We start from the raw sequence: 14220 nt of genomic DNA on the forward strand, positions 1-14220 counted from the left end.
TGAAACAAGTTCGTCAGCTGTGGGTGCGAATTTATTCGCACTGTGCGGATAAATCCGCACCTACACAGGATTCTTGCATATGCCATGCATATTCCTAAGCTACGTAGCCTTATCGATTTTATGTTGTAGTACGAGTATTAACAGGCGTTCGTTTGTTAGGGTTGCTGCTGATCACTGACTAAGCTTGAATTCGGTAACAAGGATTGATCTTGCGCTAATAAACACCATTGCGCACGTTGAGATTTATGTTTTGCCAGCACACCAGCCACAGTTTCCAGCAGTTGGGCAACGGCTTCATTATTCAGTGACCCCATTGATCCTCCGCGAACTGCCTTGCCTACGCTACTGGCCACCGAAGCCTCTACTTGTCGCGCATTAGACTCGATATTTTCAAATTGTTCGGGGCTTACCCTAATACTAAGCACCTTAGAGGCATCGTGTCGGTCCATGTGCCACTCTAATGTAATCGGTTGATCAGACAAACCGAATTGCAGGATATCGAAATCATACTGCAGGCTGGCAGCCGTTGAGTTTTCCAGTACAGGTATCGGTGCCAGACCATCACGCAAGGCAGTCAAAAAAATACGCATTACTTCGGTAGCAATTTGACTGTAATTTACCTTAAGACTACCGGTTGGCGATGCCACGCCAGGAAAACCAAATTGACTGCCGTCACCCTCAATAAAACCGCCCACGCGAGTTATCGGATTTATTGATGATTTCAATTGTGGCTGCAGAAAATCGATTAAGTTGCTGATTTTTTGATCTTGCGGCTTAAGATTTAAAATAGTCGCCAAACTGACACGTAATTTTGTTTCGTTCACTGCAGAAGCTTGCACATCCAAGGGCTTGGTGAAATAGGCCTTTAAATAACTGCGGGTCAGGTCATCCAGTAGTTGCATGTCCTGATCTACATTGATGGATGGTTGCTGAGCGTCTTCAGTATCATTTATCGCTGAGTCACTCATTATTTCAGCAATACGACTGTCTTTTACATCACCAGCATCGGTTGTGAATTGGCTAAACAGTGTCTGTACTTGTGATCGAACAGTCATCACACTATCAATCAGCTGGCTATCGTCTAATAGACCTATATCAGCGAGTAGTAATTTACCCTGCGGGTGGGTTTTTAACTTGGCGACGAACCGCACGAAACCTGGTTTTAATTTTGCTGTTTGGGGTGCCATACACTTGGCAAACTGAATAGGATCAACTGTTGCGGATAGGTGGTGCGGTAGTGTTAAATCGAAGGAGCTTTTGTATTGATTTAACGCTGTTTGTGACTCCCCCGTGCTGCAAGCCGCAAGAAAAAAAACAAGCAGAAAACAGGCAAAAACTGTTGGCAGGCGTATCAAGATGAACATAATTAAGCTCCGGATTTTAAGTTGATCCTAACAAAAATATATTCTTAATCTCCACACTGGTCGGCCATGCCAAATTGCAATCAAACCGGCAAGGTTCTGATTTTGGCAATTAGTTCTGCCAGATCAACATCACTAGAAAGTCCTTCCCCCATCAAATAGCGCAACAGATCAGTATCTTCCAATTCCAGTAATTGTAAGAAAACCTGTTTTTCCTTAGCTTCAGCGGCCAGGTAAACGTTTTCCAGATACCTGATTAACAGTAAATCGAGTTCTAACGTGCCGCGCCGGCATCGCCAGCGCAGTCTGTTGAGTTCACTCATGTATGTTCGCGCTGAACCAGTTGCTTTTTGATTTCCGCGATAGCTTTAGCCGGATTCAAGCCTTTTGGGCAAGCATCGGTACAGTTCATGATGGTATGGCAGCGATAGAGCTTGAAAGACTCATTGAGTTCGTCCAGACGTTCCTGATCGTTGGTATCACGACTATCCGCCAACCAGCGGTAAGCCTGTAACAAAATGGCCGGACCGAGGTATTTGTCACCATTCCACCAGTAACTGGGACAGCTGGTCGAACAACAGGCGCAGAGTACGCATTCGTATAAACCATCCAGTTTGGCTCGCTCTTCTTTGCTTTGCAGTCGCTCTTTTTCGGGGGCTTCTGTGTCGTTGGTTAACCAGGGTTTGATGGAAGCATATTGCTCAAAGAAATGACTCATGTCAGCCACCAAATCTTTCACCACAGCCATATGCGGCAATGGGAAGATTTTGATCGTGTTTTTATAATCGCTAATTGCTTTGGTACAAGCCAGGGTATTTTTGCCATTAATAGTCATCGCGCACGAACCACAGACCCCTTCCCGGCAGGATCGGCGAAACGTCAGACTGCTGTCGATTTCGTTTTTGATTTTTAAGATCGCATCCAACACCATCGGCCCACAGTGATCCATATCGATTTCGAAGACATCAATACGCGGATTTTCGCCGGAATCCGGATCCCAGCGATACACTTCAAAGTTGCGGATGTTTGTGGCACCTGCAACCGCCTTATAAGTTTTACCTTTTTTGACGACCGAGTTTTGCGGTAGTGAAAATTCAACCATTAGTAAACCCTCTCTTTAGGTGCAACCACTTCGACTTCGTCGGTGAGCGTGTACAGGTGGACCGGGCGATAGTCTATTTTGACCTGATTGTTTTCCCGCCAGGTTAAAGTATGCTTCATCCAGTTTTGATCATCACGTTTTGGAAAGTCTTCGCGCGCATGACCGCCGCGACTTTCCTGACGGTTCCCGGCAGCATTCATCGTGACTTGCGCTTGTCCCAACAGATTATCCAGTTCCAGGGTTTCCACCAAATCGGTATTCCAGATCAACGACTTGTCACCGACTTTGACATCGTCAAACGATGCAGCTACTTCGCTAATCTGCTGAATACCTTCCTGTAAGGTTTTCTCAGTTCTGAATACCGCTGCTTTGCTTTGCATGGTGGTTTGCATATCCAGGCGAATCTCGGCAGTCGGGCGACTGCCGTTGGCATGGCGGATTTTGTCGAAGCGGCTCAAGGCTTTATCGCAGGCATCGCCCGCCAGCGGTTTATGTGCCATACCCGGTTTGATCAACTCGGTACAACGAATTGCCGCCGCCCGTCCGAATACCACCAAATCCAGCAAGGAGTTAGACCCCAAACGATTGGCACCGTGTACCGATACGCAAGCAGTTTCGCCGATAGCCATCAAGCCGGGCACCACGTAATCCGGATTACCGTCCTTCAAAGTCACCACTTCGGCTTTGTAATTGGTCGGGATGCCGCCCATGTTGTAATGCACGGTCGGCAATACTGGAATGGGTTGTTTGGTGGCATCCACGCCGGAGAAAATCCGGGCGGTTTCAGTGATACCCGGTAAGCGTTCGTGAATAATGGCCGGATCGAGATGTTCCAAATGCAGGAATACATGATCTTTTTTCGGACCCACGCCACGACCTTCGTTAAGTTCTATGGTAATGGCGCGACTGACCACATCGCGAGAAGCCAAGTCTTTCACATGCGGCGCATAACGTACCATGAACGCCTCGCCTTCGGAATTGGTTAGATAGCCGCCCTCGCCGCGCGCGCCTTCGGTCATCAAACAGCCAGCTCCATAGATGCCGGTGGGATGAAATTGGACGAATTCCATGTCCTGCAAAGGCAAGCCAGCACGCAAGGCCATGCCATTACCGTCGCCAGTAACAGTGTGGGCAGAAGTACAAGACAAGTAAGTACGGCCATGGCCGCCGGTTGCCAACACCGTTTGATGACCACGAAACAGATGTATCGAACCGTCATCCAGACACCAGGCCAACACACCGCGACACTCGTCACCATCCATGATCAAGTCCAGCGCGATGTATTCCACGAAAAACTCGGCTTTATGCTTCAAGGCCTGTTGATACAGGGTATGCAATATCGCATGTCCGGTGACGTCGGCCGCCGCGCAGGTGCGTTGAGCCTGGCCCTTGCCGTAATGAGTAGACATGCCGCCGAAAGCACGCTGATAGATTTTGCCTTCCTGGGTTCTGGAAAACGGCACACCGTAATGTTCCAGTTCTAGAATAGCGGGAATGGCTTCCCGACACATGTATTCGATAGCATCCTGATCACCCAGCCAGTCAGAACCTTTGATAGTGTCGTACATATGAAAACGCCAGTCATCTTCACCCATATTGCCCAAGGCTGCGCTGATGCCGCCCTGCGCAGCAACCGTGTGGCTGCGAGTGGGAAATACTTTTGTGATGCAGGCAGTTTTAAGGCCTTTTTCCACCATGCCAAATGTGGCACGTAAACCGGCGCCGCCGGCACCCACCACGACGACGTCGTGCTGGTGTTCGATGATGTTATAAGCTGAGGCCATGAGTTACCTTGCAAAAAGAATGAGGAAAATTGCAACCAAAGCCGCAACGCCCAGTAATAAAAAAATCAAATTGGTGGCACGAATCGCCAAATGTCGAGTAGAAATTGTGGAGACGTAATCTTCGATGACGACTTGCACACCCAGGGCAGCATGAAAAATCACCGCGACAATCCAGGCGATGAGGGCAGCAGCATTCAGGGGCGAAGATAACCAGGATACGGTTTCGGCATAAGGCGCAGACAGCGCAGTATTCAAAAAGAGTATCAACCACACAGACAATGGTATCAAGGCTAGCGCAGTGACACGCTGATACCAAAAATGGCTAGTGGCATTATGAATGGAAAAACAATCGACCAATTTTGCAAGCAATAATTTAAAGATCATAACTTGCTCCAATTAAGACAGTAGAAATGTAGTGAGCGTTAACCCTGCAGAAACAAATAATTCGAGCAGCGCATATCTGTTTAAGGTGTCGCGATCGAAGGTTTTGCCAATATCCCAAATTAAATGCCGGATGCCGTGACACAAATGAAAAAACAAGGCGTAGATAAAACCCCAATAAACCAGCTTAAACAGCCAAAAAGCCATAAAAGCCTGCATGGATTGATACACACCCTCGCCTGCGGCAATGGCATATAGCACATACACAAATAATACCAATCCCATCGACAATAAAACGCCGGTCATACGATGGGTGATGGATATTAATCCGGTTAAGGGCAAACGATAAACTTGCAGGTGCGGAGAAAGTGGTCGGTTGGCTGACATGGTTTACCCTATACTTGATTTGAAAAACGCTGCTTTAAAAATCGACGCAACGCCCCTTACGCTCCCAATCGCCAAAGCGAGTGGGTTCCGGCCCTTTCGGGCCGTTGACTTCAGTTATTGTTTGATCATCTTTAGCAATTAAATCAGTAGCGACCGATTTAGTTTCTAAAGATTCTGCGGTTTTTGCAGGGACTGAGTTATCTGCTTTCATAGAGTTATGTTGAAAGATCTAACGCGTATTGATAGGAATGTAATCCCGTTGGGCGGGGCCAACATACAACTGCCTTGGCCGACTGATAAGTTTGTTTGGATCTTCCATCATCTCAAGCCAATGTGAAACCCAACCGGCTGTTCGGGCAATTGCAAACATCACCGTAAACATATCGACTGGAATATTTAAAGCCTTGTAGATGACACCCGAATAAAAATCGACATTGGGATAAAGTTTTTTCTCAATGAAATATTCATCCTTTAAGGCATGTTCTTCAACCGCCAAAGCCAGTTCGAACAAAGGATCATCGGTTTGGGTTTTCTTCAGCACTTCGTAGCAGGTTTTACGAATAATGGTGGCACGCGGGTCAAAGTTTTTATACACCCGGTGGCCAAAACCCATCAAGCGGAACGGGTCGTTCGGATCTTTGGCTTTAGCGATGTATTTGGGTACATTTTCTGCCGTACCAATTTCAGCCAACATGTTTAAAACTGCCTCGTTGGCACCACCGTGTGCTGGCCCCCATAAAGCTGCAATCCCTGCTGCAACACAGGCATATGGATTAGCACCGGTACTGCCGGCCAAACGTACAGTGGACGTGCTAGCGTTTTGTTCATGGTCGGCATGCAGAATAAAGAGTAAATTCAGAGCCTTGACAAAGTCTTGGTCGATATAGTGATCTTGATCGATATAGTTTTGCGATGAACGCGAAAACATCATATTCATAAAGTTTTCACAATAACCCAAATCCATGCGTGGATAGACAAACGGTCGCCCGACTGAATGTCGGTAAGACGCCGCAGCAATGGTAGGCATTTTACCAATCATGCGGGTTGCAGAAATAAAGCGCTGAGCGGGGTCTTTGTTATTCAATTCGCTGTGATAAAACGCCGACAACGAACCAACAACACCCACCAACATGGCCATGGGATGAGCGTCATAATGAAAACCATCAAAAAACTTACGCAGGGATTCGTGAATAATCGCTTTGTCGCTTACTTCAAGATTAAATTTGAGCAACTGATTTTCATTGGGCAATTCACCGTGCATTAGCAAATAAGCGACTTCGGTAAACTCACACTTTTCGGCCAGTTGCTCGATAGGATAGCCTCGATATAATAAAATACCCTTATCGCCATCAATGTAAGTGATTTTGCTTTTGCAACTTGCTGTGGCAACAAAACCAGGGTCATGCGTAAAACAGTCCAAATCTTTATAAAGACTGTGTATGTCCACCGTTTTAGCACCCAGTGTACTTTCAAAAAGAGGGTATTCCACTTCCTTTCCGGTACCAGTATGCTTTATTAACAACGTATCATTAGCCATAGTGTTGATTTTTTCCTTATGATTTTTCTGATAGATACTGCTTGAATTATCACACAGCCATAGGTTTACTCCAACCCTAATGTAGAGCGTTTAAGGCAATCGACAGTCATTTTCAACAACTCTAAGCTGGACGTTTATAGCCTGTTGCAGCCTATACATATTGCCCCGCACACCAGCCGGAGGACCAAGCCCACTGAAAATTGTAGCCTCCTAACCAGCCTGTAACATCAACCACTTCACCAATAAAATACAAGCCTGGATGTTTTTTGCTTTCTAGGGTTTTGGAGGATAAGGCATCACAATCGACACCACCCACCGTAACTTCAGCTGTACGATAACCTTCGCTGCCATTGGGTTTAATTTGCCAGGCCTGGATATGATTTACAACCAGCTGAAATTGCTTGTCGGAACAATCCACCAGAGCCAATTCCAGTAACTGTTCTGGCAATAAAGCCTGTAGTAAACGTTTAGGTAAATATTCTGCCAGCCAAGTTTTCAATTTGAGTTTGCTGCCCTGCCCGCGCTGTTGCTTTAATAAATTCAGCAAGGGTAAATCAGGTAGACAATTAATCAATAAGGCCTCACCTGCTTGCCAGTAAGATGAAATCTGCAAAATTACCGGCCCACTCAAACCACGATGAGTGAATAATAGATTCTCTTTAAAGCGGCTATTTTGCACACTAACTTCACACGGCACGGCTATCCCACTCAAAGTGGCAAAAATGTCCTTATCAGCCGGTTGTAATGTTAACGGGACCAAACCGGCTCGGGTAGGCCAAACCTTAATGCCCAATTGTTCAGCTATCTGATACCCCAATGGCGTAGCACCCATTTTGGGTATTGACAACCCACCCGTGGCTATCACCAATGACTGACAATGCCATACTCCCAAACCCGTTTGCACACGAAAACCACCGCCATCATCAGCAGTAACAGCAAGTACTGAACACTGCAAGCTGATACTCACAGCATAGCGCTGACACTCTGCCAATAACATATGCAATATATCTTTTGCACTGTGGTCGCAAAATAATTGTCCGTGCAAACGTTCATGAAATGGAATTTGATAGCGTTGCACCAAGGCCAGAAAATCCCATTGATTAAAACGTTTTAAGGCAGATTTGCAAAAATGGGGATTGTGCGAGATGTAATTATCAGCATCGACAGTGTAATTGGTAAAATTACAGCGACCACCACCTGACATAAGAATTTTCTTGCCCGCTTTATTGGCGTGGTCAATAACACAAACTTTACGACCGCGTTTACTGGCTTCGATAGCACAAAATAAACCCGAGGCACCGGCACCAATAATTAACACATCAACCTGATGGGTTTGACTCATACAATTGATTTGTTTTTAATGGGAGGTGTGTTTTTTAAATGAATCACAAAATTAGCACCCTCGCTATCATTAAATGCATGCAGGGAACCACCCATATTATTTTCAATAATAATCTTAGACATATATAAACCAATGCCGGTACCTCTACCTTCTTCTTTAGTCGTAAAATAAGGATCGTAAATCTTATCGAAGATGGATTCAGGCACACCTCCGGCATTATCTTTTATGGTAACATCAATACCATTACCTGAAGCCGGTATCACGGTTATGGTGATCATGGGATCTGCAACACTCCGTTCTACCAGCACATCTTTAGCATTATTAATTAAGTTAAGAATAACCTGTGAAAATTCACCTTCCAGACCGACTATATTAATATTTTCGGGACAATTAATAGTTAGATTAATATTATGATTTTTTAATTGCGCATCCAATAACTCACATGTTGCCCGAATAACATATTTAATGTAAAAAATGTCAACATGTTTATTGGGTTTAAAAAAGTTTCTAAAATCATCAATAGTAGAAGACATTTTTTGAATCAAACGGTTGGATTTTTCCATGCTGATGTTCATAAAATCGGCATCCAGCTTATCCATTTCATATCTTAATTGCATATTTTGCTGCACCAAACTCAAGGCATTTAAGGGCTGCCGCCATTGATGGGCAATGGCACCAATCATTTCACCCATAGCAGCTGAGCGTGATTGATGAATCAATAAAGCCTCCTGCTGCTTACTTTTAGCCACTTCTTCATGAATTTTGGCATCTAGACCTTTATTTAATTCAGCCAATTCTTGCGTACGATGATCTACTTCTTGCTCCAACTCCTGATTATAATTTTGTAGTTGTTGTTTAGATTGTTGCAAGGAATCGATCATACGATTAAAACTTTCCGATAAAACACCTATTTCATCTTGCCGTTTAATGTTGGAACGTACGGTCAGATCACCACCCGCCACCTGAGTTGCCAACTGACTAATTTCGGTTACCGGACGAGAAATCCAACGCGCAAAGAAATAACCAACAGCCATAATAATCAATAACGACAAACCAACAATATAAATGATTTGTTTATACATATTATCAATCAACTTATTATATTGCTCGGTCGAAAATCCAATATGTAACCACCCCCATTGCACGCCGGAAAAATTAATCGGATAGACAAAATGATAAACATTATCAAAGCCTTCATACGACAATATTTTGTAGATGATATCCGGCCTTTCCAGCGATAATAGTTCATCATCAACTTTATCAAGCAAACGCCACGACTTCTGATTAACCAATATTGTTTCACCGGCATTGGGTGATACCAAAACATAAAAAATACTGATGTTATTTTTTAAAACTTCCACATTATGCTCTACAATAAAACCATAATCCCGACTAATTAACGCATCTGAACTAGCCTGCACAATGGAGCGGGAAACAGTTTCCGCCTGGGTTAGCATAATCTGGTTAAAGGCGTCTTTTTGCATGGGAATTGCCATGTATGCAAAAAATAAGGTAATGGCTAACACTAAAAAGCCAAATAAAAAGAAAACACGAATAAATATACTGCTTTTTGGTTTTATGAGCATATTATTTTTCTACTGCCATTGATTGATATTCGTCGTAGAGCTTGATCATGTCCTGTAGAGCATTGGCATTAATGGGCTTTATCGATTTAATACTAAATAAATTCATAATTTCTTGCCCTCGCGCATTATCAGATAAGGTTAGCAAATTATTCCGTATCATATTACTCGTATCAACAGAGTTATTTTTAAGCCTCAACACCAAGGCGGGAATAAATTTAGCACCTGAATAATGCACAATGCGGATACCTTTTAATACTGATGGATTAAGCTCTGCTACCAGATCAACTATATATTGCGGCACCAGGCAACTATCACTGGTCTTAAAAAAAACATCCAGCACGGCCTGCGAATCGGTACGCGTGTCTTTAATGCGTTTAAAAAACTTATTAATCGGTAATTTTGCCTCCTTTTTCACCAGGTAATTCAAATAAAAATTTACCAACAAATAGTCTTTATGTATGGAAATGGATTTACCTAACAAACTCTGCAGATTTTGGTAATTAAAATCTTGAGCAACTACCAGTACATAATTTTCTTTGGCTTCCTGGGCACGCTGAATCCCCCAGATTTCATCAGTTAAAAATGGCTGTAATTTCTGCCGACCAGTTAAATATAGATAGCTATTGATAATAACGTAATTGACTTTACCAACTTCAATCATATCCAGCATTTCCGCCATACTATTTAAAGGAAATACCTTGATTTCGTTTCCAGAGTCACGTATCAATTCTTTGGCTAATAACTGTACTGCCACATGCCGATCGGCATCATTTAAATCTTTTAAGCCGGCTTCCAGATAAGCAAATGAAATATGCTGAGTGTCTGCAAAACTCCATGTATTAAACCCCAAAAAACAACAAAGACTACAAAAGCACACTATCCATGTGTAGCGTTTACCAATCAAGGCTTTACTCCTTTTTTTAAGCGTAGATAGTCAGCATAAAATTCCTCATAAAAATCTAGTTCATTGATGGAACAATGATCCAGTTCTGGTGTTCTAAACACATCCAAAATTTGTTTAGCTCTGACGCTGTGCTTGAAGGCTGTAATCACCATCTTCGACAGTTCTACAGAAAATGGATACCCCTTAACGAAATAACTGAAGTTTTTGTTTTTTATAGGTAATTTCTCCAGCACCAATACAGTACGCGCAATATCTGGATTAAGCTCCACCATCACATCATAGGCATTACGATAAATTACCCCGGCATCAGCTTGATTGAAATAGATATCCAACAAAATTCGACTGCCTTTTTTTTGCTTCTGAACGGATGTTAATTTGGTTTTATAATTCGCTCTAAATTGCTTCAAAAATAGCGAGTCAACAAATACCTCGGCCAACTCATCATCTTCCGGCAACAACATTCGTTTGCCAGCCAAGTCTTTAATACCGCTGATATTTTTGTCGCCACGAACCACCAAGTAGAGATTATCCGGCTGATTACCGGCCAGCATGCCGGTAAAACCATCCTTGAGTTCATCACGTTTAAATTCCCGCACAATCTCCAACGGTGGCGCAATAATCATATCCAGTTCGCCACGCAATAAAGCTTGGTGCATTTCGGGCATAGTGTCGAACAATATCGCACGTGACTCCAAAATATTGAGGTGCATTTTTTGGGATTCTTCTGCAATCAAATCCTTCGCCCAAAAATTCAGTGACACCTCAATATCACTTAAACTGGCATTTTCGGTAATGGAATGGGCATAAAAACCCATAACCATTCTGCCCTGGCGCAACGGTTCATTAGCCAGACATAGACTGATAAGTACGCACTGTATTAAACAGGTTAAAAGTAATCGCTTAAATCCATTCATTTTAAGATCACTGTTTAATGGTTGTTGACATTAGTTTACGGTGAGTATTTTTGTTTTAACTTTAGATACTCATCATTGTATGCATCAAACTGATCCAGTTGATTAACCTCAAACTCGATTAATATCGGTGTTTTAAAGATTTCTAATATCTGCTTAACCCTGACATTATTCTTAAAAGAGGATTTAGCGATTTCCTTAATTTGATAAGCATAGGCATAGTTTTTTCTAAAAAAACTCACATTCCGACTCAAGGATGGATAACTGTCCAGAATACGTATACTGTTGGAAATATCCGGATTTAACTCGGCCATTACATCAAACGGGCCTTTAAAGACTACCCCGGCATCAGCTTTTTTAAAATAAATATCCAGCACGATACGACTGGCTTTAGTCTGTTGGCTAATAGAACCCAGTACGGTTTTATAACTTTTATGAAATTCTTTTAAAAATACATAATCCACAAACGTTTCGGTCAATTCATCCCCTTCCAGCAACTCAAAACTTTTACCTTTCAAATCGGCCACGCTATTGATGCCACGATCGGAACGTGCAATCAGCAAAATACTATCCGGCTGGTCTTTCCCAAGCATGCCGATAAAACCCGTCGAGAGTTCATCGCGGGTAAAATATTTGGAGATGGTTAAGGGTGGAGCAACGACCATGTCTAATTCACCTCTTCGTAACGCTTGTTGCATGGTGGTCATATCATCAAATATCACCGCCTGGGTTTGGGTAATATCCAGCTGATATTGTTTTTTGGCCTCTGCTGCCAGTAATTCCTTAGCCCAAAAATTTAGCGAAACCTCAATATCACTACGACTGGCAGTTTCGGCAATCGATTGCGCATAAAACCCCATGATCAAGCGTGATTTATCCTGAATTTCAGGCTCTAAATCGGCCCAGCAAAGCGGTGACAATACTGATAGCAGCAAAACAATGACGCAGAACAGATTTACCCCACGTAGCGCTGGCCATGACATCAATGGATTCATGGTTTAACACCTGTTTCTAGGGACCGATATTCATCTAACAAACTGTCAAACACGGTCAGATTATCAACAGCATTGGGTACTAAGCTGACCATGCGTAATGCTTGCAACACTTGCTGAGGACGAGGTTGCTGATTCAATTCCTTCACCTTTTCAGTAATGGCTTGTCGTACATGGACTGGAAAATCGCTGTGAAAATAGCCATAGTTGGGCGATTTAGTGGGAAATTTCGCCAATACCGCCAAACTCTGTTGGAGTTGAGGATTAAGTTCTATCATTAAATTAAAGACCTCTGCATTACTCAAACCGACATCGGCTTGTTTAAAAAACAAAGCCAGCACCACTGCGCTCTCCCGTTTTTTTGTGTGAATTTCTTTGAATACCTGTCGGAAATGCTGCCGGTAAGTTTTCAAACTGAGCATATCCAAAAACGTTGCCGCCAAAATGTCATTCTTGGGCAGCATTAACACCTTGCCACGCATCTGCGCCAATGTCTGAACTCCGGCGTCTCTGCGGGTAATCAATACCATGCCATACTCGGTACCATCAGAGGCCGTACCGACGAAACCGTCAGCCAATAAGCTGCGATCTATGTGTTTAGCTAACAATAGTGGCGGCGCCATAATAAAGTCCAGTTCGCCGGCTACAAATGCCTGCTTCAGACTATCCATATCTTCAAACAAAATCGCCCGGGAGGGAGATAATTGCAAGGGGTCTGAAAATTCCTCCAGCCAAACATTGATAGCTACCTGAAAATCCGCACGCGTCACTAAATTGGCAATCGATGGATAGTAAATCCCCATTAAAAAACGCTGGGGAGAAACCGCTAAAGGTTGATCATCTGCCGCAACCGGGAAAACTTCTATAGCTAGCAATAGCGCAAAAGTTTTCAAGACAGTAGACAAATTAAGCAGCATTTCATTGGCCGGTTACTAAGCGCTGCCGCGCATTGAAGAGTTGTTTTGCTGGTATCAGATCCTCAATATTGGAACGAATAATACGGTCGCATTTGAACATCTCCATCAATTGCTTCCCACGAGGCTTATCAGCCATGTGCAATGCCTTTAGTATCACCGTTTCCTTAAACACCTCTGGCGTGTCTTTACGAAAAAATGCGCCTGCCGCTGGCACATTATCCAGCTGTGCTAAAATTTTTAGTCGATTGCGGAGCTGAGGATTGAGATCCAAAGCAGTTTCGTAAAAATTCTGATAGACACTGGTTAAATCTGCTTCGTCAAAAAAAATTTTCAACAGCAACTGATTAACTTTCCCCGCCGCTGGCAACACTTTGAAACTGGTTTTATAACCTTGTTTGAAGGTCTTCCAGGCAAAGTAATCCATATTTAATTCATTCATAGGGTCATTTTTTGCCAGCAGCATCCGTTTTCCACGAAACGCGTCAAGTTCATATCGTTGCTGCCCAATAATTAAAAGTTGATCGGGAAATTTACTTTCACGCACAAATCGAAATCCATCGGCGAGCAATGCTTGATCATATTCCAATGCCAAAATCAGACTGGATGTCACTACAAAATTGATTTTGCCCTGCTCAAAATCCTGTTGTAATAGTTTTTCGTTAGTATAAGCCGTCACCATTGCTTCGTAGCCTGAACTTTTACTCAGCTCTGCCACCAATAATTTAATGGTCACTTCAATATCAGATACCGATACGTCTGGAAACGACTGTGCGCTGATGCCGACCATTAGTATGGGCTTGTTGGGGTCTGAGTCAGATTCAGCCCAACCATCGACGGTAAACAACAGCCCCAACATAAGCACCAAAAACAAACGGGCTTTAAGCTTTAATTGCCGCTGTTGCCAGTTGACTAAGGAATGCGCATGAAACAAGTTCGTCAGCTGTAGGTGCGAATTCATTCGCAAGGTGCGGATAAATCCGCTGTAGGTGCGGATAAATCCGCACCTACAGCGGATT

15 protein-coding genes are annotated in these 14220 nt (G+C 43.4%); all 15 read right to left on the bottom strand.

Annotation, left to right across the window (positions count from 1 at the left end):
- Nucleotides 1–155: 155 nt before the first annotated feature.
- A complete protein-coding gene (locus tag A1359_RS06280) occupies nt 156–1187 on the bottom strand; it encodes a hypothetical protein (RefSeq protein WP_157200490.1) in 1032 nt (343 codons plus the stop codon).
- A 257-nt stretch (nt 1188–1444) separates the two neighbouring features.
- Complete coding sequence (locus tag A1359_RS06285) at nt 1445–1684, bottom strand: FAD assembly factor SdhE (RefSeq protein ID WP_066979671.1); 240 nt, start codon at nt 1682–1684, stop codon at nt 1445–1447.
- Complete coding sequence (locus tag A1359_RS06290; RefSeq protein WP_066979675.1) at nt 1681–2463, bottom strand: succinate dehydrogenase iron-sulfur subunit; 783 nt, start codon at nt 2461–2463, stop codon at nt 1681–1683. Before A1359_RS06290 ends, A1359_RS06285 begins: the two co-directional genes overlap by 4 nt.
- Entirely contained in the window at nt 2463–4247 is a 1785-nt protein-coding gene (sdhA, locus tag A1359_RS06295; RefSeq protein WP_066979680.1) for a succinate dehydrogenase flavoprotein subunit, read from the bottom strand. The genes A1359_RS06290 and sdhA overlap by 1 nt, the downstream gene beginning before the upstream one ends.
- A gap of 3 nt (nt 4248–4250) precedes the next feature.
- Nucleotides 4251–4631, bottom strand: a complete 381-nt coding sequence (sdhD, locus tag A1359_RS06300) for a succinate dehydrogenase, hydrophobic membrane anchor protein (protein ID WP_066979684.1) — start codon at nt 4629–4631, stop codon at nt 4251–4253.
- A 12-nt stretch (nt 4632–4643) separates the two neighbouring features.
- The gene (gene sdhC, locus A1359_RS06305) at nt 4644–5015 is read right to left on the bottom strand and encodes a succinate dehydrogenase, cytochrome b556 subunit (RefSeq protein ID WP_066979687.1); all 372 of its coding nucleotides are present in this window, start codon (nt 5013–5015) and stop codon (nt 4644–4646) included.
- A gap of 34 nt (nt 5016–5049) precedes the next feature.
- Nucleotides 5050–5226, bottom strand: coding sequence for a DUF1674 domain-containing protein (locus tag A1359_RS23085; protein ID WP_083960524.1), 177 nt, complete (start codon nt 5224–5226; stop codon nt 5050–5052).
- A gap of 18 nt (nt 5227–5244) precedes the next feature.
- On the bottom strand, nt 5245–6552 hold the full coding sequence (locus A1359_RS06310) for a citrate synthase (RefSeq protein ID WP_066979690.1): 1308 nt from the start codon (nt 6550–6552) through the stop codon (nt 5245–5247).
- Between the two features lie 151 nt (nt 6553–6703).
- The gene (locus A1359_RS06315) at nt 6704–7894 is read right to left on the bottom strand and encodes a BaiN/RdsA family NAD(P)/FAD-dependent oxidoreductase (protein ID WP_066979693.1); all 1191 of its coding nucleotides are present in this window, start codon (nt 7892–7894) and stop codon (nt 6704–6706) included.
- A complete protein-coding gene (locus A1359_RS06320) occupies nt 7891–9480 on the bottom strand; it encodes a sensor histidine kinase (RefSeq protein WP_066979697.1) in 1590 nt (529 codons plus the stop codon). Before A1359_RS06320 ends, A1359_RS06315 begins: the two co-directional genes overlap by 4 nt.
- A gap of 1 nt (nt 9481) precedes the next feature.
- Nucleotides 9482–10384, bottom strand: a complete 903-nt coding sequence (locus A1359_RS06325) for a phosphate/phosphite/phosphonate ABC transporter substrate-binding protein (protein WP_083960525.1) — start codon at nt 10382–10384, stop codon at nt 9482–9484.
- Nucleotides 10381–11199, bottom strand: coding sequence for a PhnD/SsuA/transferrin family substrate-binding protein (locus tag A1359_RS06330; protein ID WP_066979705.1), 819 nt, complete (start codon nt 11197–11199; stop codon nt 10381–10383). Before A1359_RS06330 ends, A1359_RS06325 begins: the two co-directional genes overlap by 4 nt.
- A gap of 134 nt (nt 11200–11333) precedes the next feature.
- Entirely contained in the window at nt 11334–12290 is a 957-nt protein-coding gene (locus A1359_RS06335; protein ID WP_066979710.1) for a PhnD/SsuA/transferrin family substrate-binding protein, read from the bottom strand.
- Nucleotides 12287–13180, bottom strand: coding sequence for a phosphate/phosphite/phosphonate ABC transporter substrate-binding protein (locus A1359_RS06340; protein WP_198159281.1), 894 nt, complete (start codon nt 13178–13180; stop codon nt 12287–12289). Before A1359_RS06340 ends, A1359_RS06335 begins: the two co-directional genes overlap by 4 nt.
- Before the next feature lie 25 nt (nt 13181–13205).
- A partial coding sequence (locus A1359_RS06345; protein WP_232322136.1) for a PhnD/SsuA/transferrin family substrate-binding protein occupies nt 13206–14220 on the bottom strand: 1015 nt, incomplete at its 5' end.

The sequence above is a fragment of the Methylomonas lenta genome (genome assembly GCF_001644015.1).
Classification (GTDB): Bacteria; Pseudomonadota; Gammaproteobacteria; order Methylococcales; family Methylomonadaceae; genus Methylomonas; species Methylomonas lenta.